Here is a 22,501-nt window from a genome sequence, read left to right on the forward strand (position 1 = left end):
TGAATCTGCGCGGCTCGCAGAGGGGACCGCCAATCTGGCCAAACTACACTTTCACCGCAAAATTTTGGGCAAGAAAAAGATGCCCTAAACTTGTTAGTTAAAAGTGTAGATCCATTGTTTTGATAAAACCCATGAAGAGTAATTAAAGTTTCGCCAATTTGTCTCTGATACAACTTTACCCCGGTTGGGAGTGAGTGTTTTGCGTTTTCGGGACAAGTTCCTTTCGCGTCCGATCAGGGCAGGCCGTCCTGTGCAGTCACGCGGCAACCTGACTATCATGACAGGGCTCTTGGTGTTGCCGAGTGCGATTGCGGTGGTCATGGCTGTAGAAATGGTAGCCTTGACCAATGAGCGAGCCTTGATGCAATCGGCAGCCGACGCGGCAGCACTGGCAGGTGCACGCGATTTGATGGTTTCGGGCTCAAGCCAGCGCAGCGCCAAAAACTTTGCTGAGCATTTTGCTATGACCCAAGTCGGCAATTACACCCAACGCGCCCGCGTGGCCTTTAGCGCACGCGTGGAGAGAGAAGGCGTCTTCGCCGTTGATGGCTTTGCGGTTCGTCCATCGTTTTTCGGAAATTTGGTCCCCAAAGGTGGCTTTAAGATCCGCGTGCGCGCCGTGGCAGAAAATATGGTCCGCCAACCCCTGTGCATACTCGGCCAAAATGAAGCGATCGGCGAAAATGCCATATCCGGCGACGGCACCAGCGGCTTGGTGGCCAAAGGCTGCGTAGTACACGCCAATGGCGACATCGTCCTGAAGGATCGTGCAAATGTCACGGCAGGGACGGTACGGACGAGTGGATCAAGCCAAGGCGGTACGATCTCGCCTACCCCAAATGTCGGTGCCCTGAAAATTCCTGACCCCTTCTTGGACCGCGCGATTAGCCCGCCCAAAGCTTGCAGTTCAGTTCCTCATGGCGGCACAGATGTTTGGACAAAGGGCACGCTGACATTGTCACCTGGTATGCACCGCACACAATTTGTCATGCGAGGCACCTCGACGATGAAGCTTCTGCCCGGCGAGCATTATTTTTGTTTGCCAAGCATCTTCAGCGAAAACTCGCGCCTTGAAGGGCAAAATGCGGTCATGATGCTGATTGAGGGCGAATTGACGGTGCGCGCACCAGCCTCAACTTCCCTTAAAGGCCGCGAGACGGGCCCGTGGGCAGGATTTGTCATTGTGGCAAGCCGTACTAACGCCAGTTCGGTCAGCTTTCTTTCGCCCAATGTCGATGAGCTTTTGGGGACAATTTATCTGCCCAACTCACATCTATTGGTGAATTCGCCCGGAACCGTGGCGGAAGCCTCGCAATGGAGCGTGATTGTCGCTTATCGCCTCATCGTCAATAATGCCGCCCAATTGGTCATTAATTCTGACTATGAAGGCTCCCCCGTGCCTGTACCGACGGGCGTGGGCAGCAATGTGGGCGGGGCCAATGACATTCCCTTGCGGTTGCGGCAATAAGGTGAAATTGCCAAATGCGGGCCGAAAGACGCCACTCCATTCATACGGTAACATAATACCATATATCCAATACTCTGTTTTTAAACCAATTTCAGCAAGGCTGTTGACATTGATTGGCCCGCCGCCTAGAAGCGCCGCTCTCAAGTGGCCGCCCCTTTCGGGCGGTCGCGTTCATTTGGAACAAACTCCATGAAGACCTTCAGTGCCAAGACGCACGAAGCCGACCGTAAATGGATCGTGGTAGATGCCGAAGGGGTGGTTGTTGGCCGCCTCGCGACCTTTATCGCCATGCGTTTGCGCGGCAAGCATCGTCCAGATTTCACGCCTCATGCTGATGTTGGCGACCATGTTGTCGTCATCAATGCAGAAAAGGTTGTTTTCACCGGCAACAAGCTGCGTGACAAAGTTTATTATCGCCACACCGGCTATGCTGGCGGCATCAAGGAAACCACAGCTGCGCGTTTGCTCGGCGGTCGCTTCCCAGAGCGCGTGCTGGAAAAGGCCGTTCTGCGCATGTTGCCAAAGGAAAGCCCCTTGGCTCGCTCGCAATTCGGCAAGCTGCGCGTTTACGCCGGTGCTGAACACCCACATGAGGCCCAATCTCCAGAAGTGGTAGATTTCAAGGGTCGTAACCGCAAGAACGTCGGGGCCGCATAATGGAAGAAGTAGCAAAGAGCTTCGAAGACCTCGCCTCCATGGGCACCGGTGAAGGTGTTGTGGAAGTCGTCGTTCGTGAACCCGAAATCGACTCCTTGGGTCGTGCTTATTCGACCGGCAAGCGCAAGAACGCGATTGCACGCGTTTGGGTAAAGCGCGGCACCGGCAAAATCACCATCAATGGCAAAGACCAAGGCGCTTATTTCGCGCGCCCTGTGCTGCGCATGGTGATCAACCAGCCAATGCAAGTAACCGACCGCGCCACGGAATTTGACGTGATCGCTACCGTAAAGGGCGGCGGTCTGTCGGGCCAAGCTGGTGCCGTTCGTCACGGCATCGCAACCGCTTTGACCCGCTTTGAGCCAGGTCTGCGTCCAGTTCTGAAGCCATTTGGCTATCTGACCCGTGACAGCCGTGTGGTTGAGCGTAAGAAGTATGGCCGCGCGAAAGCACGCCGTAGCTTCCAGTTCTCCAAGCGCTAAGACCTACGCGTCGAACATCTCCATGTTTCAAGCGGGCGGCCTTAGCGGGCCGCCCGTTTTTCGTTTTGGACTTTGAAGGCAAATCCCATGACCACCCAGACCTTGAATGCCGTAATCCTTGGTGCCTCTGGCTATACGGGGGCGGAGACCATTCGCCTGCTCGCCCACCATGGGAATGTCCGCATCGGCGCGATTACGGCCAATGCGCAGGCTGGGCGATCCTTGGGTGACCTCTTCCCACACCTTCACCCTTTTGCTGATCGCACGTTGGTGAAGGCCGAAGACGTCAAGTGGGATGGTGTCGATGTCGCGTTTGGCTGTTTACCGCACGGAGCCAGCGAAGAGCTATTGGGGGAATTGCCTGCTCATGTGACGGTGATTGATCTGTCGGCCGACTTCCGGTTCCGTGACCCAGACGCCTATGCGAAAGTCTATGGCCGCAACCATCTGCACCCCGAAAAGACCCGCAACGCCGTGTATGGCCTGACCGAGTTTGCGCGCAATGAACTGGCTCAAAGACCCGCTATCATCGCTTGCCCCGGCTGTTATCCTACTGCGACGCTCTTGGCCGTGAAGCCCTTGGTGGCTGCTGGAATTGTGCTGCCCAACGACATAATCGTCGATGCAAAGTCGGGCGTGTCAGGGGCCGGGCGCGGTCTCAAAGAAGGCAATCTCTTTTGTGAAGCGGCTGAAGGCCTGCATGCCTATAGCGTCGGCAACCACCGCCACGCGCCAGAAATTGAGCAGGAATTGTCTCTTGCGTCAGGCAGCGAAGTTTTGGTGAACTTCACGCCACATCTGGTGCCCATGGCGCGCGGGGAACTTGTAACCTGCCATCTGAAACTGGCTGATGGCGCAACCGTGGACGATGTGCGTGCCGCTTTGGCCAAAACCTATGAGGGCGAGCGCTTTATCAAGCTTGCAGCCAAAGGGGCTTCGCCAGATACGCGTTGGGTCCGGGGTTCGAACCTATGTATCCTCGCCGTCTTCCCTGACCGCATCCCGGGCCGGGTGATCGTGGTCGGCGTGATCGACAATTTGGTCAAAGGGTCTGGCGGGCAAGCCATTCAAAACATGAATGTTGCCTTTGGCCTGCCTGAGTCACAAGGATTGACGATGGAGCCTTTGTTTCCGTAAAGGAGACCTTGGCTCTGCGCGAGCCTTGATGGGTGCACGCCACAGATTGCGCGCAAGCTTTTAGCCTTGTTTGGCGGATGAGAGAGTCGGGCAAATATGGCAAAACCGATCCTGCGACTGGGGCCTGTTGATGAGCTGGACGACGAGTTCGACCCGCTTTTGGGCCGCACTGTCCGCGACGAGCCGATGCCCGTAGCCACCAGTCCTGCCGCGCCGCTGGACCCAGATCAGAGCATATTTGACGAGCCAGAACCTGTCGTCGCACCGAGTTTGGTTGAGGCGGCGAGCCAAGCGCCTGCAAAGCCAACCAAACCGTCCGATCAGCCAAGCCTATTAGACTGGATGGAAAATCCGGTTACCGACAAGACCTCGTCTGCGGACGCAGTGGAAGTCCTTGAGGCTGAAATCGAAAATCAGCGCGAAGTCCAGAATGATCCAGAACCCGTTGAATGGGTGCAGGACGTAGCAAGCCCAGTCGAAGCTGATGCTGCCACACATGAAGCTGAGCCTCAGCCTGAGGCCACAATGGCCGAGCCAGTGCCGGAAGCTGCGACGCCCCTGCCGCCAAGTGAGCAAATTGAGCGTGTGGATGAAGTTGCACAAGCGTCATGCCTTGAAGAAAACGCTCTTCTTGTGGAGCCAAAGCCAGAACCAGAAATGGGCTCGCCCCGCTACGTCCACATAGATGAGCCTGTGGCAGTGGCCGAAGCCCGCGAGTTTGACGCGCCTAGTTCTGAGCCAGACCGCCCACCCTTCCACGAAAACATCCAAGCTGGTGCGGCGGCAACCGTCACAGCCAGGGGGCTGTCTCGGGCGGCACAACGTCGCGCCACCATGAAGCGCAGCCCCATTGGGCGTCGCAAGGCGGCACAAAAGCTGGCCGCGACCGTGGCAGGAACAACACTTTTTGCCGTCGCCCTGTTTTTCACCTTGTTGTCGTTCCTTGCGCCATTAGGCTATCCGTTTGATGCCGTATCCAGTTATCGCTGGTATTGGACCCTTTTGGCTCTCGCTGCCGGATTGTCATGGGCGGTCGTTCGCGGCCGCACGATGATGATTGCGTCTGCCTTGGTTGGTGCCATCAATCTACTGGTTGTCGTGCCGGCTCTGGGCGCTGCTCCAAAAGGCGGGCAAATCTCAAATGCCGTGGTTGCTTGGGCGAACGTAGCAGGTGAGGAAAAGGCACTTGAGAGAGTCTTAAGTGAGGCAGAGCGACAAAAAGCTGGCCTTGTGTTGATCGCGAAGGCACCCAGAAGCGTGGTGACCCCACCTTCGGGATGGAAGTTGATTGAGGCACCAAACTTTGCAGATCCCACCAGTATTGCCGTTTTATCGCGCGGTCGTTGGCAGTCTTCGACGATCCCGGGCGAGCCAACGATTGCGCGCACCGCGGCTGGTGACCTGACCATCATCGCCACCCTGCCCCCACCCTCCAGCGGCGGTAACGGCGCTGGCGCAGCGCGCGAGTCGCAGCTGAACCGGGCGGCCGTTCGCGCAGGCGATCAAGATGGCCCCGTTGCCGTATTGGGCGACTTTGGCGTGGCACCTTGGGACGGCGCGATGAGCCAGTTCCGCAAATATGGCAATGTGACGCGGGTGCGGTGTGGCGGCTTTATGGGCACAACGGTCAGCCAAGCCTTTGGTCTGATTGGCGTCACCCATGACCATGCCTATGTACGCGACGTGAAGGTGACCCATTGCCGCTTGGGCAGCTCGTTAGCCGGTGGAGGCCATCGCGCAATTTATTTGTATCTCGCGCCCCTCGATACGGCAAAATGAATGGGCCCAGCAACTTTCAGAGCCGTTGGCGGGCAACCGACCAAACAAGGCGCACCTGGCGTTCGAGCAAGCTTAAGCTGACGACTTGGCGAAACGGGTCATTCAGGGTTTGAAACGCTTTCGCATAGGGCAAGCCGAGCGTAGCGTAGGCTATAGCGGGGAACGCCTGCCCGAAAGCGGCTTTCCGACAAGCTTGGTTGGTGGCTTTGTGGGCCGACACGACATGGTGGTGAGCCTCTCTCAAGACACGGGTAAGTTCAGGGCTGGTCTTCCCAGCGAAAACAGCCTCAAGGTCTAGGCCCGCTCGCGCCTCCACAGGTAGCCACAACTGACGGCGATGGGTCCAGCGCGGCCATTGGGCCATGAGGTCGCAGATGCGCCATAGAATACCCGCCTGACGGGCTGCTTGGTCTAGCGCAGCGGAAATAGCAGGGGCACCCGCGATCAAGAGGGCGAGGCGATTGAAATTGCCATAGGTCTGATCGCTGTGGTCAGCCAGTTCCGCCCAAGTTTCAAACGGCACGTCATCTTGTTCAATACCAAACCCATCCACGAGGGCATCCAGCCGCGCTCGAGGCAGATCAAACATATGGATCGTTGCAGATAACGCTTGCGCCGTCGGCTGGGCTCGGAGGGTCTTGCCGGTATAAATCTCGTCCAGCGCCTCACGCCACCATTGCAGTCTTATGGCTGCCAGCATGGGCTCTGAGACAACTTGGCGGGCACGGGCGACTTCATGCGTAAACAAGATCAGCGCGATCATCCCGGCCCGCGCCTCTGGTGCCAGAAAGCTTGTTGCCAAAGTCTGGTCTGGAGCGACTTGGGCAGCTTGTTCAATCATGTCAGGACTAAGAGGGATCATAGCGGCTCTCATACAAAAGCGGCCCGCACGAGGGCGGGCCGCTTTCACACAATGGAAATGGGCTTAACCCCACATGGTTTGGCGCATCGTCATGGCGACCAGCATGGGCAGCGACAACAAAAGATTGGTGCGCGAGAACAACATGGCGGTGCGTGCAGCCTTTGGCTTGGCTTCAGCTGGGGCTTCAACCAAGCCCAATGCGATTTTCTGGTTTGGCCAGATCACGAGCCACACATTGAGGAACATGATGATGGCAAGCCACATACCGATGCCAATGAAAACATGACCATCGTCGAGCGCGAAGCCATTCGCAGCGTTCAGCGTCATGGCTTGAACCAGATAGCCACGTGCCCAAGCAACCAGAATACCCGTAACCAGCGTGCCAACTGCAGCCCAACGGAACCAGAACAATGCTTCAGGCGCGATGAACTTACCGATAGCTGGCTTCAGCTCGTCTGGGATTTTCGGCATGGTGCGGATCTGTACGAAGTTGAAATAATAAAGCAGCCCGATCCACAAAATGCCGAAGAAGACGTGCAGCCAGCGCATCGCCGCGTGGCCCATTAATTCGTGCATATTGCCGGTTGTGTTATTGGGTTGACCGGCGAAGACGGCGATCAAAACAATTGCCAGCACCACACTGACGATGAATGTGTTTCTGAAGTTAGAGAGAAGCGCGCCCATAGTTTCCCCTTTAAGTACGGTTGCCTCGACTAGCCTCTATGTAGCCTATTTCCGCGCCATGTCACGTGACAGGTAACATTGCCACTGCAAAGTGACGGCCCTCGGTCGCTAAGTGATTATAGGTACGACAAGCCGCAGGCGTTGCCATAAGCTCCAGACCGATGCCCGCCCCCTTTAGCAGGTCGCGTAAGCCAGAGGGTGGGGGTACCAGATCAGGGCCGGTGCCCAATAACAGGAATTCAATTTCGCCCGTGAGCGCCAAGATTGGTGCCACATGGTCGGCCAAATTCCCAGCCATCAGGTCCGCCATGGTGAGAGGGCCCCAAGCAGAAGGAGTATCCGCTAAGATCAGAACTGAACCCTCAAGCCGCACATCGCCTGTCTCCAGACCAAAGCGAAAGCCACCCGCGCCATAAGCCGTAATGAGTGGGCGGCCTTTGCCAGTTGCGGGTACTAATTGCATGGTTCCTAGGGCCGCGCGTCAGCTTCAGTTCTGGCTGCTGCCTTTTCAGCGCCGCGCTTGGGCGGCCATAGGATAAGCACGGGTGCGGCGACATAGATCGACGAATAGGTACCGATGAAGACGCCAAACAGCATGATGACCGTAAACACCTGCATGGTTTCACCGCCCACGACAGTTAGACCCAACAGGGCGAGGAAGGTGGTCAAAGCGGTAATGATGGTGCGCGACAACGTCTCATTGGTCGACAGGTCAATAATGTCACCTAAGGGCATCTTCTTATATTTCCGCATGTTTTCACGCATGCGATCAAACACCACGACGGTGTCGTTCATCGAATAGCCAATGATGGTCAACAAAGCGGCAATCGTCGTCAGCGAAAAGTCGAGCTGGGTGATCGACATAAAGCCAAGGGTGAGAATGATATCGTGCGCCAAAGCCACGATAGAGCCAAAGCCCATCTGCAATTCAAACCTGGTCCAGATGTAAAGAACAACCAGCAAAATCGCGATGCCAAGCGCCAAAGCGCCATTGACACCCAATTCTTCAGAAACCTTGGGGCCCACGACTTCTACACGCGGGAACTTTACGCCCGGCATAATCGCACGCAACTCTGCTTTCACCGCATCAACTGTCGCCGAAGCGTCCGCCCCTTCAGGTGGCAAGAAGCGGATCATGGCTTGGTTCGGCTCTTGGAAGTCTTGTACGCCGACGTCGCGCAAATTCATATTGCCTACGCGTTCGCGAACTTGAGCCAAATTGATTGGCTTATCCCAAACTGCCTCAACCACCGTGCCGCCCTTAAAGTCGATCCCGAAATTCAGCCCGAGGGTGAAACAGGAAACCAGTGAAGCGATACATAGAACCACCGAGACGATGGCTGCAGGCATAGAAAAACGAACAAACCCGAACTTGGTGTTCTTAGGGATGAGCTTGATAAAGGGCCATTTCATGTTCGTATTCCTCAGATCGGCAGGCGCTTAGGTTTGGTCTGCCGATACCAGGCAGCAACCAGAACCTGCGTCATCAGGATGGCGGTAAAGAGCGACGTGATCACGCCGATAGAAAGGGTCCAAGCAAAGCCGCGGACGGGGCCTGCACCGAAGTAGAACAGGATCAATGCGGTCAAGAGGGCTGTGACGTTGGCATCCATGACAGTCACAATGGCTCGTTTAAAGCCGGCATCAATCGCCAAGGCCGTAGATCGGCCCGCCAATTCCTCTTCTCGCATGCGTTCATAAATCAGCACGTTGGCGTCCACAGCCGCACCAATGGTCAAGATAAGACCAGCGATACCGGGCAAGGTCAGGGTAGCCCCCACCATGGTCATGGCTGCCAAGATCAAGATCAAATTGACGGCCAGCGCCAGAATAGCAATCCCGCCAAAAATGAGGCCATAGGCCAAGATCATGAAGGCGACGATCAAGAGCATGGCGATGATACCAGCCGTCGCGCCCGCATTGATGGAATCGCGACCTAGTTCAGGACCAACTGTGCGCTGTTCCATGACTTTCAGCGGCGCAGGCAATGCCCCCGCCCGCAGCAAGGTCGCCAATTCATTGGCGCTTTCAATGGTGAAGCTGCCGGAAATCTGGCCATTGCCGCCCAAAATAGGCTCGCGAATGGTCGGTGCGGACAATACTTTATCATCCAGCACAATAGCAAAGCGCTTGCCGACATTCTCGGTAGAAGCCCGCGCAAAGGCCCGTGCACCTGCGCCATCAAACTGGAATGTAACCGCCGGCTCGCCAGTCTGCTGGTCAAAGCCAGGGTCTGCTTTGGTGAGGTTATCGCCGGTTACGAGCGCGCGGCGACGCACCAGAACTTGGGGTTCGCGCGGTTCGCCTGGTTGCTCCAGCAAGACAGATCCAGGCGGTATCCGACCAGCTGCTGCTTCTGCAGGCGAGACGGTTTCATCGACCATTTGGAACGTCAGACGGGCGGTTTGACCGACCAAGCGCTTGAGCTTTTCAGGATCGCTCTCACCCGGGGCTTGCACCACAATCCGGTCAACGCCTTGCCGCGTGATGGCGGGTTCTTTCGTGCCTGTCTCATCAATTCGGCGACGGATAACTTCGATCGACTGGCTGACTGCGCGGCGCGTCATCGAGGTTTTTGCTTCTTCGGTAAGACGGATTTCGATTACATTGCCGGGCACGGCTTTGACGTCCAAATCGGTCCGCCCGGTTGGGCCGGTAAGGCCAATTACGGGAGAAGCCAAGGATTCGATGCGCTTGATCGCTTCAGGAATATCAGCCGGGTTTTGGATCGTCACGCGCGCGACTTGACCATCTGGGGTCAAACCGCGACCAGCGAACAAGATGGGGGTCTTAGCAGAACCCAATTCACCTGGGCGGCGCTGGCCTCGCAATTCCCGCGAAAGGTCGTCTGCGACAGCCTCCAAGCGGGCCTTATAGACCACTTGGCTCTCCACCTCGAACATCAGATAGGAGCCGCCTTGAAGGTCTAGACCGAGATTAACCGTTTTGCTCGGCAGGAAGCTCGGCATCGAGTCGCGGACCGATTGCGGCAGCGCATTCGGCAGGGCGTAAATCAAGCCCAAAAGAGAAACGATGATAACGGCGAGAACCCGCCAGCGCGCAACATGTAACACGTCTATCTAGCCCTTCGGCAGAAGCAGACCCTCTTGGGATGGGCCTGCACTGATCTCAATTAGGATTTTGCGTCATTGGCGACGACAGGTTCGCCCTTGCCTTGCACCTGGCTCACGGTCGACTTGATGACACGAACCGCAACATTGGGGGCGATTTCCACCGTCAATTCATCGTCTGCAACTTTGGTTACTTTACCAATAATGCCACCTGAGGTGATGACGCTGTCGCCGCGACGGATCGCAGCCAACATCTCTGCATGTTGTTTCATGCGCTTTTGCTGTGGGCGGATCAAAAGAAAATAGAAAACCACCAAAATCATCACGAGTGGCAAAAGTTGCATCATAATGACTTCTGGGCCTGCTGGGGCCGCAGCGCCGGCAGCTTGAGCATAAGCGGGGGTGGGGAACATAAGGACCTCAAAGTTTCTGTTGAACAGAAGAATAGGCGGTTGATCGGTGCGCTGCAGGTAAGGACGCCTAACCCGAATGGCAAGGCACACCGCAGCAAGGCCGGGGAGTTAGCATGCTCGGGACCTCTGCGGCAATGAAACTTGACACATTGCCGTGATCTCGCGGCCTTGTGACTGATCTTGGGCTTAGGTCAGCCGGATGGGTGCCTCTTCGCCAAGGCTTTCCACGTTTAGAATGCCGCCCGTATTGCGCAAAATCGTCATCGAGGCATGCCCCGGCTTGAAACAAGTCACCCGGTCTGACTGGCTTGCAAGACCTACGGCGGCGTTGATGGCGACAAAGTGTGAAAAGACCAAAGTGTCCTCGGTGATTTCCAAGAGGGCTTGACCGATTTGATCGCGCCAATCCCGTAGCCGCGGATCTACATGACTATCCTGCCACGACCCGCTCATCACTTGGGTCAGCCAAGCTCGGTGATCGACTACATCTGCGGGGACCGGAATTTCGGCAACGCGCGATTCTATATGCGGCACACACCCAATAGCCTCGGCGGTGGGGCGCGCCGTTTCCTGACAGCGCGCGAGTGGAGATGTCCAAAGCGAACCCGCCCCTACACTTTTAAGAGTCTGGGAGGCTGCTTTGGCTTGCTGATGACCCAATTCGGATAAGCCTGGATTGGGGTGAGCCCCCCAAGTTGCGGCAGGCTCTGCGTGACGCACCAGATAGATCAAGGACATAAAGGCTCCTAGCCAAAATATTTCAGGACTTTTGCGCCGCGTTTAGGGCTTTCTGCGCCGCAGTGCGTGCTGTCCAAGCCGCAATGATTTCAGCAGCATTAGCGGATTCTTCGGCCATAATCTCATCATGTTTCGGATCACGACAGGTGATCTCGACATTGATGCCATTGGGGTCATAAAAATAGATGGAGTGGACGAAATGGTGATCGATCGGGCCAAAGCAGGGGATGCCCGCTTGGTCGAGCCGCTCTTTAAAGGCCATCATGGTCGCGTGGTTTTCAGCTTCCATCGCGAAATGCAAATCCATGCCCCATTTCATTTTGAATTTGCCGCTATGGGCCCCTTCGGGCACGTCAAAGAAGGCGACATAATTGCCGTCGCCCAATTCAAAGAACAGATGCATATAGGGAATTGGGCGACCTGAGCCCGGCTCTTCTTCAAACACTAGGGCAGCTTTGAGGGGCAGGCCCAGAATATCTTCATAGAATTTGCGCGTCTCTTCAGCATCGCGGCAACGAAACGCACTGTGGTGGACACCCTTTAGAGCCGGAGCCGGATTGATTGCTTTGGCTTTGTTCGCGGCTTCTGCAAAGTCGATTGCCATGGCGATTTCCCCGAAACATTTTGCGTCGCATCCTAGTTTATCGAAGTTTTGGCAGAGGGATAGCCAGAAGGCTGTTGAGCCTTTGCGGCCATTGCTCCAGGCGCAGTTGACAGACCCTCGGTTCCACATAACGTTCTCGTGATGAGAAACTTGACCCCTACCCGCATCGCCAGCCTCTTTTTGGCTCTTTCCATGGTTTCAGCAGCGAAAGCACCCGCCCCCATCTCTGCAGCGGAGATTAATGCTGCCGCGGATGCGATGGCCCCAAAGGTGGTGGCGTGGCGACGAGATATTCATGAACATCCAGAGCTTTCGAATCGAGAGTTTCGCACGAGTGCTTTGGTAGCCGCGCATCTGAAATCGCTTGGCCTTGAGGTGCGGGAAAATGTCGCCAAGACGGGCGTTGTCGCCATTTTGCGTGGTGGGCGTCCGGGCCCGGTCGTCGCACTGCGGGCGGATATGGACGCTTTACCGGTCCTAGAAACCACAGGCCTTCCTTTTGCTTCCAAAGCGGTTGGGGAATATCTCGGCAATAAGGTTCCCGTCGCCCATGCCTGCGGACACGACGCCCATACCGCCATGTTGATGGGAGCCGCTGAAGTGCTCACCAAGATGAAAGACCGGATCCCAGGCACCATTGTCTTTATCTTCCAGCCGGCCGAAGAAGGTGCACCTCCGGGCGAAAAGGGCGGTGCGTCGCTGATGATCGAAGAAGGTGCGCTGCAGAACCCGGCCCCATCCGCTATTTTCGGCCTGCATGTTTTTCCAGGCCCCCCCGGCACAATCCATTATCGTCCCGGTGGCTTTATGGCGGCTTCCGATAAGTTCCAAGTCTTCATCAAGGGCAAGCAAACCCATGGTGCCGCACCCTGGGCCGGTATCGATATCATGTCGCTGCAAGCAGCCATTATTCAGGACTTCAACCGCTTGGCAGCCCGCACGGTCGATGTAACAGCGACACCGACCATCATCACTACCGCCATGGTCCATGGTGGCGTGCGCTACAACATCATTCCAGACACGCTGGAGATGGGCGGGACGTTGCGCACCTTCGACAATGCACAGCGCCAAGACGTCAAGAACAAAATGGAAAAGACGGTCCTAGCTCTCGCGTCTGCCTATGGCGCGGAAGCCAAAATCGCCTTCAACAGCGGCGACCCCTATGGCGGCAATAATGTCACTTTTAATGACCCAAATTTAGCTCGCGCCACCCAGTCGGCCTTGGCTGAAGCGGTTGGTGCCGACAAGGTGAATATCAACCGTCCGCCCGTCACGGGCGCAGAGGATTTTGCCGACTACCAAGCGGTAATTCCCGGCGTCTTCTATCACTTGGGTGCCAGTAAAGCGGGCGTGCCGGAATCAGAATGGACCATCAATCACGCGCCTAACTTTGATACCAATGAGGACGTCCTGCCTATTGGCGTCCGCACCCATGTGCTGACCGCCATCCGTTACTTGGAACGCGGCGTGCCAGCGGTTCGATCAAAGGGGAATTGAGGGGCTAGCACACGCCGGCCCTGAACTTATTCCTCCAGCTCATCCTCAAGCTCTGGGGCGGTGAAAATCGCCTCAAAGCTGGTTTGGTGCATGCCGGCTTTCAGCCAACCATATGGCGTGACATTGGTTGCTTTGATGATGCGGCGCTCAATCCGGCTAATGGGGCCATCATCTTCTTCTGGCACCAGATCAAAGTCCAAAACATTCACGCAGGCCAAATCCTGCTCAAATGGCAGCGAGGCCGATGGCCCTGCCCCGCACATCCAGCCTAGCAACAGCCGGTTGATGCCTTCATGGGCGACCACTAGGGCGCTGCTCCAACCCGGACGATGCAGCAAAGCCTCAATCGAGGCGACAGCGCGCGCATAGGCGTCAGCGAATAATTCACCGCCCTCAAAGAAGGTCGCGCCTTCTTGGCCCGCTTGTTCAAAGGTGAAGGTCAGATAGGCGCTTAATTCCTCGCGGGTGGCGAAGGGGATGAACTTGCCAGAGTGTAGTTCAGTTAAGCCCGGCTCATCTTCCAAGACAGGCGGGGCCATATGTTGCGACAACACGATTTCGGCTGTCTCGCGCGTGCGACGGAGACCCGAGCAAATGGCGATATCTAAAGGCACATGGGCAAAGGCAGCCGCGGCAGCTTTGGCTTGCTCCTTTCCCAGAGGTGTCAAACGCGCAATCGTCGGATCTTGCGATTTGACGACTTCGCGTGAGCCATAATCGACATGCCCATGGCGCATAAGATAGATACGGCGGCGGCCGGTTGTGCCCTCTAATGCGCTCACGATGAAATACCCCAATCGGCCAAGATGTCTTGGCTATGTTGGCCGGGTTTTGGCGCGACAGAGCGAATGGTACCGGGCGTTTTTGAAAAGCGTGGCGCGGGCGCCGGCTGAGTGACGCCTTCGACCTCGACAAAGGTCTGACGCGCGACATTATGGGGATGTTGAGCAGCTTCTTCCCAACTCAAGACGGGCGCAAAGCACACGTCTGTGCCTTCCATGATGGCCGTCCATTCATCGCGCGTTTTGGTCTTGAAGATCACCGCGATTTTTTCAGACAAAGCGGGCCAGTTGGCGCGGTCAAACTGGTTCTGGAAGGCGGGATCGGTAATCTCCGCCTGTTGCAGCAAAAGGGCGTAGAATTGCGGTTCAATCGAGCCAATCGATACCCATTTTCCATCGCTGGTCTCGTAGCAATCATAGAAATGTGCGCCGCCGTCGAGCAAATTGGCGTCGCGCGCGTCCTGCCACATGCCACTAGCGCGCATGCCCCAGAACATGGAGGTGAGTGAAGCAGCCCCATCGGTCATCGCCACGTCGATCACTTGGCCTTCACCTGTCGCGCGGGCATGGATAACCCCCGCCAAAAGACCAAAGGCCAGATAAAGCGCGCCACCACCATAATCACCAATCAGATTAAGCGGCGGGGCTGGCGGTTCGCCTTGCCGACCGGTCGCCCAAAGCGCGCCTGTCAAAGCGATATAATTGAGGTCGTGACCCGCTGCTTTTGCCAAAGGCCCAAACTGGCCCCAGCCAGTCATGCGGCCATAAACCAGTTTTGGATTACGGGCCAAAACAACATCGGGCCCAAGACCTAATTTCTCCAGCACCCCGGGGCGATAGCCTTCCAGCATGGCATCGGCCTTTTCCAAGAGCTTCAGGCAGGTTTCAACATCCTCGGGATTTTTCAAGTCCAGACTGATCGAACGACGACCGCGCCCGGTGACGTCTTTGGCCCCGCCGCCAGAGCGTGACCTTGGGCCATCAATGCGGATGACGTCTGCACCCAAGTCAGACAACAACATGCCGCAAAAAGGCCCCGGACCAATTGCTTCAAACTCGACGACTTTGACGCCACTTAATGGACCCGACATGACTTTCCCCTTGAGCTGTTGATTGCGGCCCTTCATGAACCTTTGGCGAGTGTGTTGCGACAATGCGGGCAAAAGCGCAATGGCGAAAGCCACTTCAGGCCGGGGATAAAGTCCAGTCCACTACCCACGGCCAATCCAGCCCGCGGCGCAAGATTTTCGGCGGCGCATCTGGACCCAAATCACGCGCCCGCCATTCTTTCAGACCATCCAAACGAAGACCTGCCTCAGTGAAGGCCGCCAACCAATCCTGAAAAGGATGGGCAAAGGCTGGCATAGTGACTTCGATGCCATCCTTGGCTTTAAAATGCGCCGATATGCCCTGCATCGATACGAAAGGATGTATCTCGATAATCTTGATTGTGCCGCCGGCCCGCAAGAGGCGGCGCGCCTCTCGCAAGGGCGGCTCCAATTCAGCCACATGTTCGAGGGTCAAGGAAAACAAAATAAAATCGGCACTCTGATCGGGCAATGGAATAGCAACGCTCATATCCGCCTCAAACAAGGTCCAGCTCGTATCTCGCTTACGCGCTTCAGCCAACATCGCCCCAGACAGATCAAAGCCAATCAGCTTTGCCGCGCCCCCTGCGGCCAGAGCTGCAAGATTACGTCCAGTGCCGCAGCCAAATTCCAAACACGTCTTTTGTGTCAACGATAGCGACGCTTGGCTGAGTGCGTGACCGGCTGCAAAGACCATGGGATTGTCAAAACCATCATAGTCTGACGCCCACAAATCATAAGCCGCAGCAACACCAAGCGTCGTAGGCCCACTCATACTGGAATAATCCTCCAATCCGCGGCGCGGTTACGGATCCAGGTCATCTGCCGCTTGGCATAATGGCGGCTGTCGAGGATGGAACGTGAAATGGCTTCCTCATAGCCGCATTGTTCTTCAAAGAAGTCGATCAAACCGGGCATGCCCACGGCTTTCATCACCGGCAAATCAGGCTCAAGCCGGCGCTGGTAAAGTGCATGGGCTTCGTTCAAACCACCCTCTTCCATCATGCGTTCAAAGCGCGCTTCAATACGCGCATAAAGGACATCGCGCTCTGGCATCAGGGCAACGCCCTCCCAGCTGCCCTCGGCCAGAATAGGGGGTTGGGGGTCCTGGTGCCAATCCGATAAGGGCCTGCCTGTTGCTTCAAAAACCTCCAGGGCGCGCGCAATGCGTACGGCATCTTTGGGCTCAATCTTGCGGGCAGCTTTTGGATCAACTTGCATGAGGCGTGCATGGGCCGCACGGGGATCAGCGCCAACCAAGCGGCGGGTTGAGGCGCGAACGTCAGGTGGGACAGGCGGGGTAGGCACTAAGCCTTGCGTGAGGGCATGGGCATAAAGGCCCGTGCCCCCAACTAGAATAGGTTTACGACCGCGAGCTTGGATGTCTGCAATTGCAGCTTCAGCCTCAGCCAGCCAAGCCCCCGTTGAATAGGCAACTGCCCCGTCAACATGGCCAAACAAATGATGCGGCACTTCACCCATTTCGGCCGCACTGGGCCTTGCGGTCAAAATCTCTAAATCTGCATAGACTTGCATCGAGTCCATGTTGATGACTTCACCATTTTGCTGGATAGCAGCATCAATGGCATAGGCAGTCTTGCCCGAAGCCGTGGGGCCGAGAATAAGGAGGGCACTTTGCATCGCCTGCCTCTATCCCAAGTTACGGCGCACCGCCAATAGTCTGATGCGAATAAGCTGAATGGAGTCCCAATTGCCTTCCCTGATCCTCGTAAGCCCCACTGGCGAAAAAGTCCTTGAAGAAGCGGTTGCGCGGATCGAAGCCCTGTGGGGCGAAGTTGCCTTACGGACGATTCAAGCCGGTGAGGCGCTGCACATCGAGGCAAGCGATGGCGATGTGGAAGAAGCCATTTCCTGGTTAGACGGGCTGCCACTCGATATTTCTTCCAGACCGCCAATGCGCATGGGTCTGTTGGTCGCAGACATGGATTCCACCATCATTGGCTGCGAATGCCTCGATGAATTAGCCGACTTTGCCCATAAGAAGGCTCAAGTCTCGGCCATCACCGAACGCGCAATGGCGGGGGAGCTCGATTTTGAAGGCGCACTGACAGAGCGGGTTGCCATGTTGGCGGGATTAGAGCTTTCCGCCTTACAAGCCTGCTATGAGGCCCGCGTGGCACTGAACCCCGGTGCCGAAGTCTTTGTAAAGACGATGGCGCATTTAGGATCTCATTGTGCGCTGGTCTCAGGCGGCTTTAGCTTCTTTACCAGCCGCGTTGCCGAGCGTGCTGGCTTCCATACCAATCGCGCCAATCAATTGCTCGACGACGGGACCCGCCTCACCGGGAAGGTCGGTCAACCCATCTTGGGCAAGGAGGCTAAACTTGCTGCCCTCAAAGAAGATGCGGCGCGTCTTCAGCTCGATTTGGCCCAGACCCTTGCCATTGGGGATGGAGCAAATGATTTGATGATGATTGAGGCGGCAGGCCTAGGCATTGCCTATCGCGCTAAGCCCATTGTTGCCGCCCAAGCCCCTGCCCGCATTGAGCATGGAACTTTAGAAAGCGCCCTCTTCTTTCAAGGCATCCCTCGAAGTGCCTTCGTGGCTGTCTAGAAGCCTATAAACCTTACCTCGAATTCATTTGAGTTATCCTCCCCTTACCGCTTAGGACGAGCGCGGGATTTAAAGGAGGGCGTGCGGATGACACGAGGAATTTTAATGGCCTCAGCCATATTAGCTGGGGTGTTGGCTGGTGGAACTGCTGTTGCAAGCCAAAGCACTGTATCGCCGATCACGGCAGAATTAACCCGACGCGCGGCTCTGGGTGTGGCGCTCGAAAATACCAGCGAAGGTCCAAAGGTGACTACCGTCACCCCGCAATTAACAGCAGCTTTGGCGGGCGTAGCACCAGGTGACATCATCCTTAGCCTGAATGGCAAGGCCACCAAAACCAATACCGAACTTGTTGCAGCCGCAGGCTTGTTGCGCGCCGGCGACACAACCACACTGACGATCAAGCGCGGCGCAGAAACCAAAAACCTCATCGCCAAGGCCACCCCCCGTCCTCTGGAAGTCATCCCGGATGCCGATGTCCGCTATGGCACAGTTAGCTTTAAAGACGGCAGATTGCGCGACATTTTGGTGACTCCGAAGAATGCCGCAGTCGGAGGCCCTGTAGTCTTTTTGGTACAAGGCTATGGCTGCGGCAGTGTCGAGGGGCCCGCCACCCATCCATATCATTTGTTGGCAAAGACGTTGGCAGAGGCCGGGATCGGGTCTTACCGGATTGAAAAGCTAGGTATGGGCGACAGCCTCACCAACACGCCCTGTCTCAAGACTGATTTTGCCTTGGAAATGGAAGGCTTTGAAGCGGGCTACCAAGCCCTCATCAAGGACCGAGGTATCAGCCCTGATCGCATTATTATTCTGGGCCACTCCATGGGTGGGATTCAAGCACCCCTGATTGCAGCCAAAGGGCCAGTCCCTCGTGGGGTGATGGTGTACGGCACCGCTCTGCGCAACTGGCAGGACTATATGCAAGAGCTGTTTGCCATGCAGGGTTTTCTGTCCGCAGGGGCCGATCCAGCCGAAGCCGAACAAGCGGCGAAGGCCTTCAGGCCATTGATGCAGCGGATTTTCAATGAAAGTGTAAGCCTCAAGACCATCGCGAATGAAAACCCAAATCATGAAGCCATGTTGCGTGCTGCATTCGCTTGGGACGGGGATGACTTAATCTTGGGCCGCAATCTAGCCTATTGGCGGGGCGTGGCTGCCCAAGACACAGTTGCCGCTTGGCGCGATACCAAGGCCCCTGTTCTGGCCATTTATGGCGAAGCAGACTTTGCGGCCATTGATGAGCGCGACCACAAGCGTATTGTTGATGTCGTCAATTTCTATCGTCCGGGCACGGCGACCTATCGCTTCCTGCCTCTAACTGGTCATGGCTTTGACTTACAGGCAAGCCGCGAAGAAGTTCGGGCCGCCAATCAAGCTGGCAAACCAGTAACCATCGCCCCTTATAATCCTGAGCTTACCAAGATCATGGCGGCTTGGATCAATAGCTTGCCTGCAAAAGCGCAGCCCGCTGCGAACTAATCGAAGTGTCTCTGCCGGAGGGCGATTAGCCCTTCGGCACCGGTTCACCTTCTGCCGGAGGGCGCGGCGGGCCCAAACGAACGCCCTGCGGAATTCCCCGCGTCGTGGTTTCGGCCTCAGCACCAAGATTGATCAGCGGACAAGCAGGTGGCGCACACAGCCAAATCTCGACCCGCCGATTTCGAATACGTCCACGCTCGTCAGAATTTGAGCCCACAGGCAAAGAGTCGCCATACGAGCGCACGACACCGGGTGTCACGCCAAGGCCTTGCAAAGCCAAAGCAACCGTTTCGGCCCGCGATTGGGCAAGGCCAATATTGGTAGCTCGGGCACCCACATTGTCAGCGAAGCCCAGAACGGCGATACGGCGCTTATCAATCTGGTTCTTATTGATAAAGGCGACAAAGCGTTTGAGATCTTCTTCCGCACGCGAGTCGGGCTGATTGGCCCCATCATAGAAGCGGATGTCAAAATTCATCCGCTCGGCAAACCGACCAAAGGTCCGGTAATCGCTGGGCGCATCTGGTGGGGTCAGAACCTTGACCGCGCCCAAGCGCAACGGCGTTATGCCCATACGCGCCACCAGTTCTTGGCCCGGCGGCGAGGTGGCAAAATCGGCAAAATCGCGCGCATTCGGGTCGCCACCAGAGGAGCCGACATAAACAAACAGGCGCTCGGTGAATGGATAAGTCTCTGTCGAAATGGAAAAGTCATCCGCACCGACTGAACGGGCACCACGCTCATTCAGCGCCAATGCCTTCACCCCACCCGTGCTACGACGCGTAATCCCAATCGCCTTTTCATCGCGGCTAACCGCATCGGCCACCGCAACAGGCCCTTCCAAAAAGGTAACGGTTTCCGGCGGTTCGCGGTCGCCCAACAGGCGCCCGGCTGGGCTTGCGTCAAAATCCGCACCGAGGTTTTCAAGCTTGATGACGATCTTGCCTTCAACCTCTTTAGAGACCTGATTCCAATCGGTGATTTCCCCGCTCAAGATTCGGCTCAAGGTTTCTGTATCAATTCGATTGAGTGGATTGTTCCGATTGACCACGACAAGGCTGGCATCAAGGCCAATGATCTTTTCGCTCGACGCATTGGTAAAATTGCCCAATGCCGACAAGCGATCAGCCTCTGCGGGCAAAACCTGTCGCAGAGACATCACAGCCTCGAGGCGTTGTTGGGTCAAAGCCTCAAATCCACCATGCGAAGAGGCGAGTGCAATGAGAACGCGCGCATTCTTGCCACCGCGTGAACCCTTGACCTCAATGACTTTATCGCCCTGCTCTGCTCTGACAGACGAATAGCCTCGAACCCGCATCCAAGCCGATACGAGGTCCATCATCACGGTCGACCCCATGCTGGACGAACCACCAATCCGAAACAACACGTCGGCAGGCTTTGGCTGTCCGGACGCAAAGTCTTCGGTAATCGGAATCTGGCCCTGATCCTGTGCTGTGACGCGTTGTCCTTCAGCTTGGAATAGCCAAGACATGTAGATAAGGACCAAGATCCCGACAACAATGATGAGGCTGGTTACAGCCATCAACCATCCGAACAGATCCAGTTTAAGCGTGAAGCGGGGCAACTTGGGCGGGGTCGGGCCCTTGCCAGGTGCAGGTTTAGCAGGCTTTTTGGTGGAATCCGGATTGATCACCTTATTCCAGTCATAAGGCACATCGTCGCGGCCGTCTGCCATCCAGAATTCCCCAGGTTTCCAAGTCTGCGATTACGCGTCCCAAGCGATAGTCGAGGCGGGCTGAAAGGTCTAGCTTTGCTGCCTGTTACTAACGCGTTGGACGCAGCGCGCGATAGATTGGCTTTCCATCGCGAAACAGACGGATAACCACGGCATCCCGCTTGCGAGCTGCAGCTTGCAAGGCCGCGCGTGCTTCTTGTGGACTAGAGACGGCCCGGCCTTGAACTTCCAGCAGACCATCGCCCGGGCGCACCTGATCCTTGCCGGGCCCGAAGGGGTCGAGGGCAGCGACGACCACTCGAACTTCCGGCGGCAACTTTGGACGATCTGACGGTGCAACTGAACGCAGCACAAGGCCCAAAACAGAAACCGTGGGCGAGGCTTGCGCCGTTGGCGCACGCGCCTCACTTGGCGCGCGTCCGACGGTCAGATTGGCAAAGATGGCTTGTCGACCCCGGAAACCCTCCAGCTTGACCCTTGCCCCAGCTGGCGCGGCAGCGACAAAGCGCGCCAAGGCGCGCGGGTCGGTGACGGGTTGGCCCGCCCATTTCAAGATCCGGTCTCCCATCCGAAGACCCGCTTTGGCCGCGGGCGAATTGGCCGCGACATCAGCAACGACGACTCCATTCTGTCCAGTACCGCCTTCTTCCGGCGTCAACAGACGCGCCCGCAAGCCGATCCAACCCCGCTGCACGCTGCCCGTCTGCAGAATGTCGGCGACAATTTTGCGCGCCAGATTCGAGGGAACAGCAAAGCCGACGCCGACCGAGCCACCTTGGGTCCCACCAGGTGAGACAATGGCGGTATTGACGCCAATCACTTCACCACGGGCATTGAACAAAGGCCCGCCAGAATTGCCGCGATTAATGGCAGCGTCGGTCTGCAAGAAATCATCATAGCGCCCGGCTTGCAGATCCCGGTTTCGAGCCGAGATGACGCCGACAGACAAGGAATTGCCCAGCCCGAATGGGCTACCAATGGCAATTGCCCAATCCCCGACCCGGGCGGCATCACTATTGCCCCACGGTACGCTGGCCAAGCGTTGTGTGCCTGTGGCCCGCAAGACAGCGAGATCGGTTTCGCTATCGCGTCCGACCAATGTCGCAGGAAGAACAGTGCCATCTACCAAGATGATCTCAAACCGGTCATTGCCTTCAATCACATGATTATTGGTGACAACAACGCCGCGCGGATCAATGACAAAGCCCGAGCCAGTTGAAGAGCCGCCTGCTGCGGCATGAACGGCATCGCGGGGGGCACCAACCAATGACCGCTTCGCACGGATCGCAACAACGGCTGGCTGCAATCGGGCTGATAGATCGGCAAATCCATTACCTAATCCTACCGCCGGCCCAGCAGAACTGGGAGCCGCTCCTTGCGCACCCGCAGGCGCAAGACCCTGCAGGCCAAGCCCAATGGCCGAAATCCATAAACAAGCAAGTAATCGTGCGATCCTCATAAAACAGGACTTAGACTGGAGCGGGCG

The 22,501-nt window shown here is 56.6% G+C and carries 22 protein-coding genes; 8 read left to right on the forward strand and 14 right to left on the reverse strand.

From position 1 onward, the window contains the following. The first annotated feature begins 250 nt into the window (after nt 1-250). The 5 genes from IOB61_RS04300 (at nt 251) to IOB61_RS04320 (ending at nt 5,523) form a co-directional block, all read left to right on the forward strand. Nucleotides 251-1,468 (forward strand): pilus assembly protein TadG-related protein, encoded by a 1,218-nt coding sequence (locus tag IOB61_RS04300; protein WP_290812727.1) that lies wholly within the window; start codon nt 251-253, stop codon nt 1,466-1,468. 189 nt (nt 1,469-1,657) lie between these two features. Beyond that, nucleotides 1,658-2,125 carry a 50S ribosomal protein L13 gene (rplM, locus tag IOB61_RS04305; protein WP_085338284.1) on the forward strand — a complete coding sequence of 156 codons (468 nt, stop codon included), beginning with the start codon at nt 1,658-1,660 and terminating at the stop codon, nt 2,123-2,125. Continuing rightward, nucleotides 2,125-2,607 (forward strand): 30S ribosomal protein S9, encoded by a 483-nt coding sequence (gene rpsI, locus IOB61_RS04310; RefSeq protein ID WP_085338283.1) that lies wholly within the window; start codon nt 2,125-2,127, stop codon nt 2,605-2,607. The genes rplM and rpsI overlap by 1 nt, the downstream gene beginning before the upstream one ends. 87 nt (nt 2,608-2,694) lie before the next feature. Further along, a complete protein-coding gene (argC, locus tag IOB61_RS04315) occupies nt 2,695-3,744 on the forward strand; it encodes an N-acetyl-gamma-glutamyl-phosphate reductase (RefSeq protein ID WP_290812733.1) in 1,050 nt (349 codons plus the stop codon). A 96-nt stretch (nt 3,745-3,840) separates the two neighbouring features. After that, nucleotides 3,841-5,523, forward strand: a complete 1,683-nt coding sequence (locus IOB61_RS04320) for an endonuclease/exonuclease/phosphatase family protein (protein ID WP_290812736.1) — start codon at nt 3,841-3,843, stop codon at nt 5,521-5,523. A gap of 16 nt (nt 5,524-5,539) precedes the next feature. On the opposite strand, the gene IOB61_RS04325 is transcribed toward IOB61_RS04320, so the two are convergent. The 8 genes from IOB61_RS04325 to IOB61_RS04360 form a co-directional block, all read right to left on the reverse strand. Next, nucleotides 5,540-6,385 carry a squalene/phytoene synthase family protein gene (locus tag IOB61_RS04325; RefSeq protein WP_290812739.1) on the reverse strand — a complete coding sequence of 282 codons (846 nt, stop codon included), beginning with the start codon at nt 6,383-6,385 and terminating at the stop codon, nt 5,540-5,542. A 63-nt stretch (nt 6,386-6,448) separates the two neighbouring features. Then, nucleotides 6,449-7,069, reverse strand: coding sequence for a urate hydroxylase PuuD (locus tag IOB61_RS04330; protein WP_290812742.1), 621 nt, complete (start codon nt 7,067-7,069; stop codon nt 6,449-6,451). A 61-nt stretch (nt 7,070-7,130) separates the two neighbouring features. Further along, complete coding sequence (locus IOB61_RS04335) at nt 7,131-7,532, reverse strand: MTH938/NDUFAF3 family protein (protein ID WP_290812745.1); 402 nt, start codon at nt 7,530-7,532, stop codon at nt 7,131-7,133. A 5-nt stretch (nt 7,533-7,537) separates the two neighbouring features. After that, nucleotides 7,538-8,482: a protein translocase subunit SecF gene (secF, locus tag IOB61_RS04340; protein WP_290812748.1), complete on the reverse strand. Its 945-nt coding sequence runs from the start codon at nt 8,480-8,482 to the stop codon at nt 7,538-7,540. A gap of 11 nt (nt 8,483-8,493) precedes the next feature. Then, nucleotides 8,494-10,143: a protein translocase subunit SecD gene (gene secD, locus IOB61_RS04345; RefSeq protein WP_290812751.1), complete on the reverse strand. Its 1,650-nt coding sequence runs from the start codon at nt 10,141-10,143 to the stop codon at nt 8,494-8,496. A 59-nt stretch (nt 10,144-10,202) separates the two neighbouring features. Then, nucleotides 10,203-10,553 (reverse strand): preprotein translocase subunit YajC, encoded by a 351-nt coding sequence (gene yajC, locus IOB61_RS04350; protein WP_085338275.1) that lies wholly within the window; start codon nt 10,551-10,553, stop codon nt 10,203-10,205. 186 nt (nt 10,554-10,739) lie between these two features. Then, nucleotides 10,740-11,291 carry a histidine phosphatase family protein gene (locus IOB61_RS04355; protein WP_290812756.1) on the reverse strand — a complete coding sequence of 184 codons (552 nt, stop codon included), beginning with the start codon at nt 11,289-11,291 and terminating at the stop codon, nt 10,740-10,742. A 22-nt stretch (nt 11,292-11,313) separates the two neighbouring features. Continuing rightward, complete coding sequence (locus tag IOB61_RS04360; protein WP_290812759.1) at nt 11,314-11,895, reverse strand: VOC family protein; 582 nt, start codon at nt 11,893-11,895, stop codon at nt 11,314-11,316. A 141-nt stretch (nt 11,896-12,036) separates the two neighbouring features. Here IOB61_RS04360 and IOB61_RS04365 point away from each other — a divergent pair, with 141 nt between their 5' ends. Further along, complete coding sequence (locus IOB61_RS04365; protein ID WP_290812762.1) at nt 12,037-13,392, forward strand: amidohydrolase; 1,356 nt, start codon at nt 12,037-12,039, stop codon at nt 13,390-13,392. Nucleotides 13,393-13,418: 26 nt separating this feature from the next. Here the strand turns inward: IOB61_RS04365 and IOB61_RS04370 are convergent, their stop codons facing one another. From IOB61_RS04370 to miaA, 4 genes are all read right to left on the reverse strand, one after another. Further along, nucleotides 13,419-14,174, reverse strand: coding sequence for a histidine phosphatase family protein (locus tag IOB61_RS04370; RefSeq protein ID WP_290812764.1), 756 nt, complete (start codon nt 14,172-14,174; stop codon nt 13,419-13,421). Next, complete coding sequence (locus tag IOB61_RS04375; RefSeq protein WP_290812767.1) at nt 14,171-15,265, reverse strand: CaiB/BaiF CoA-transferase family protein; 1,095 nt, start codon at nt 15,263-15,265, stop codon at nt 14,171-14,173. The genes IOB61_RS04370 and IOB61_RS04375 overlap by 4 nt, the downstream gene beginning before the upstream one ends. 94 nt (nt 15,266-15,359) lie before the next feature. After that, entirely contained in the window at nt 15,360-16,037 is a 678-nt protein-coding gene (locus tag IOB61_RS04380) for a class I SAM-dependent methyltransferase (RefSeq protein WP_290812770.1), read from the reverse strand. Then, nucleotides 16,034-16,903, reverse strand: coding sequence for a tRNA (adenosine(37)-N6)-dimethylallyltransferase MiaA (gene miaA, locus IOB61_RS04385; RefSeq protein WP_290812773.1), 870 nt, complete (start codon nt 16,901-16,903; stop codon nt 16,034-16,036). The genes IOB61_RS04380 and miaA overlap by 4 nt, the downstream gene beginning before the upstream one ends. Before the next feature lie 70 nt (nt 16,904-16,973). Between miaA and serB the strand changes: the two genes are divergently transcribed. Together serB and IOB61_RS04395 are read left to right on the forward strand one after the other, a co-directional pair. After that, a complete protein-coding gene (gene serB / locus IOB61_RS04390) occupies nt 16,974-17,837 on the forward strand; it encodes a phosphoserine phosphatase SerB (RefSeq protein ID WP_290812776.1) in 864 nt (287 codons plus the stop codon). A gap of 105 nt (nt 17,838-17,942) precedes the next feature. Continuing rightward, entirely contained in the window at nt 17,943-19,319 is a 1,377-nt protein-coding gene (locus IOB61_RS04395) for an alpha/beta fold hydrolase (RefSeq protein WP_290812778.1), read from the forward strand. A 25-nt stretch (nt 19,320-19,344) separates the two neighbouring features. Here IOB61_RS04395 and IOB61_RS04400 read toward each other — a convergent pair whose 3' ends face one another. Both IOB61_RS04400 and IOB61_RS04405 read right to left on the reverse strand, forming a co-directional pair. Beyond that, complete coding sequence (locus IOB61_RS04400) at nt 19,345-21,015, reverse strand: phosphate ABC transporter substrate-binding/OmpA family protein (protein WP_290812781.1); 1,671 nt, start codon at nt 21,013-21,015, stop codon at nt 19,345-19,347. A gap of 88 nt (nt 21,016-21,103) precedes the next feature. Then, nucleotides 21,104-22,474 carry a trypsin-like peptidase domain-containing protein gene (locus tag IOB61_RS04405; RefSeq protein WP_290812784.1) on the reverse strand — a complete coding sequence of 457 codons (1,371 nt, stop codon included), beginning with the start codon at nt 22,472-22,474 and terminating at the stop codon, nt 21,104-21,106. Nucleotides 22,475-22,501: the final 27 nt, after the last annotated feature.

This window comes from Aquidulcibacter sp., assembly GCF_020253525.1.
Taxonomy (GTDB): domain Bacteria; phylum Pseudomonadota; class Alphaproteobacteria; order Caulobacterales; family Aquidulcibacteraceae; genus Aquidulcibacter.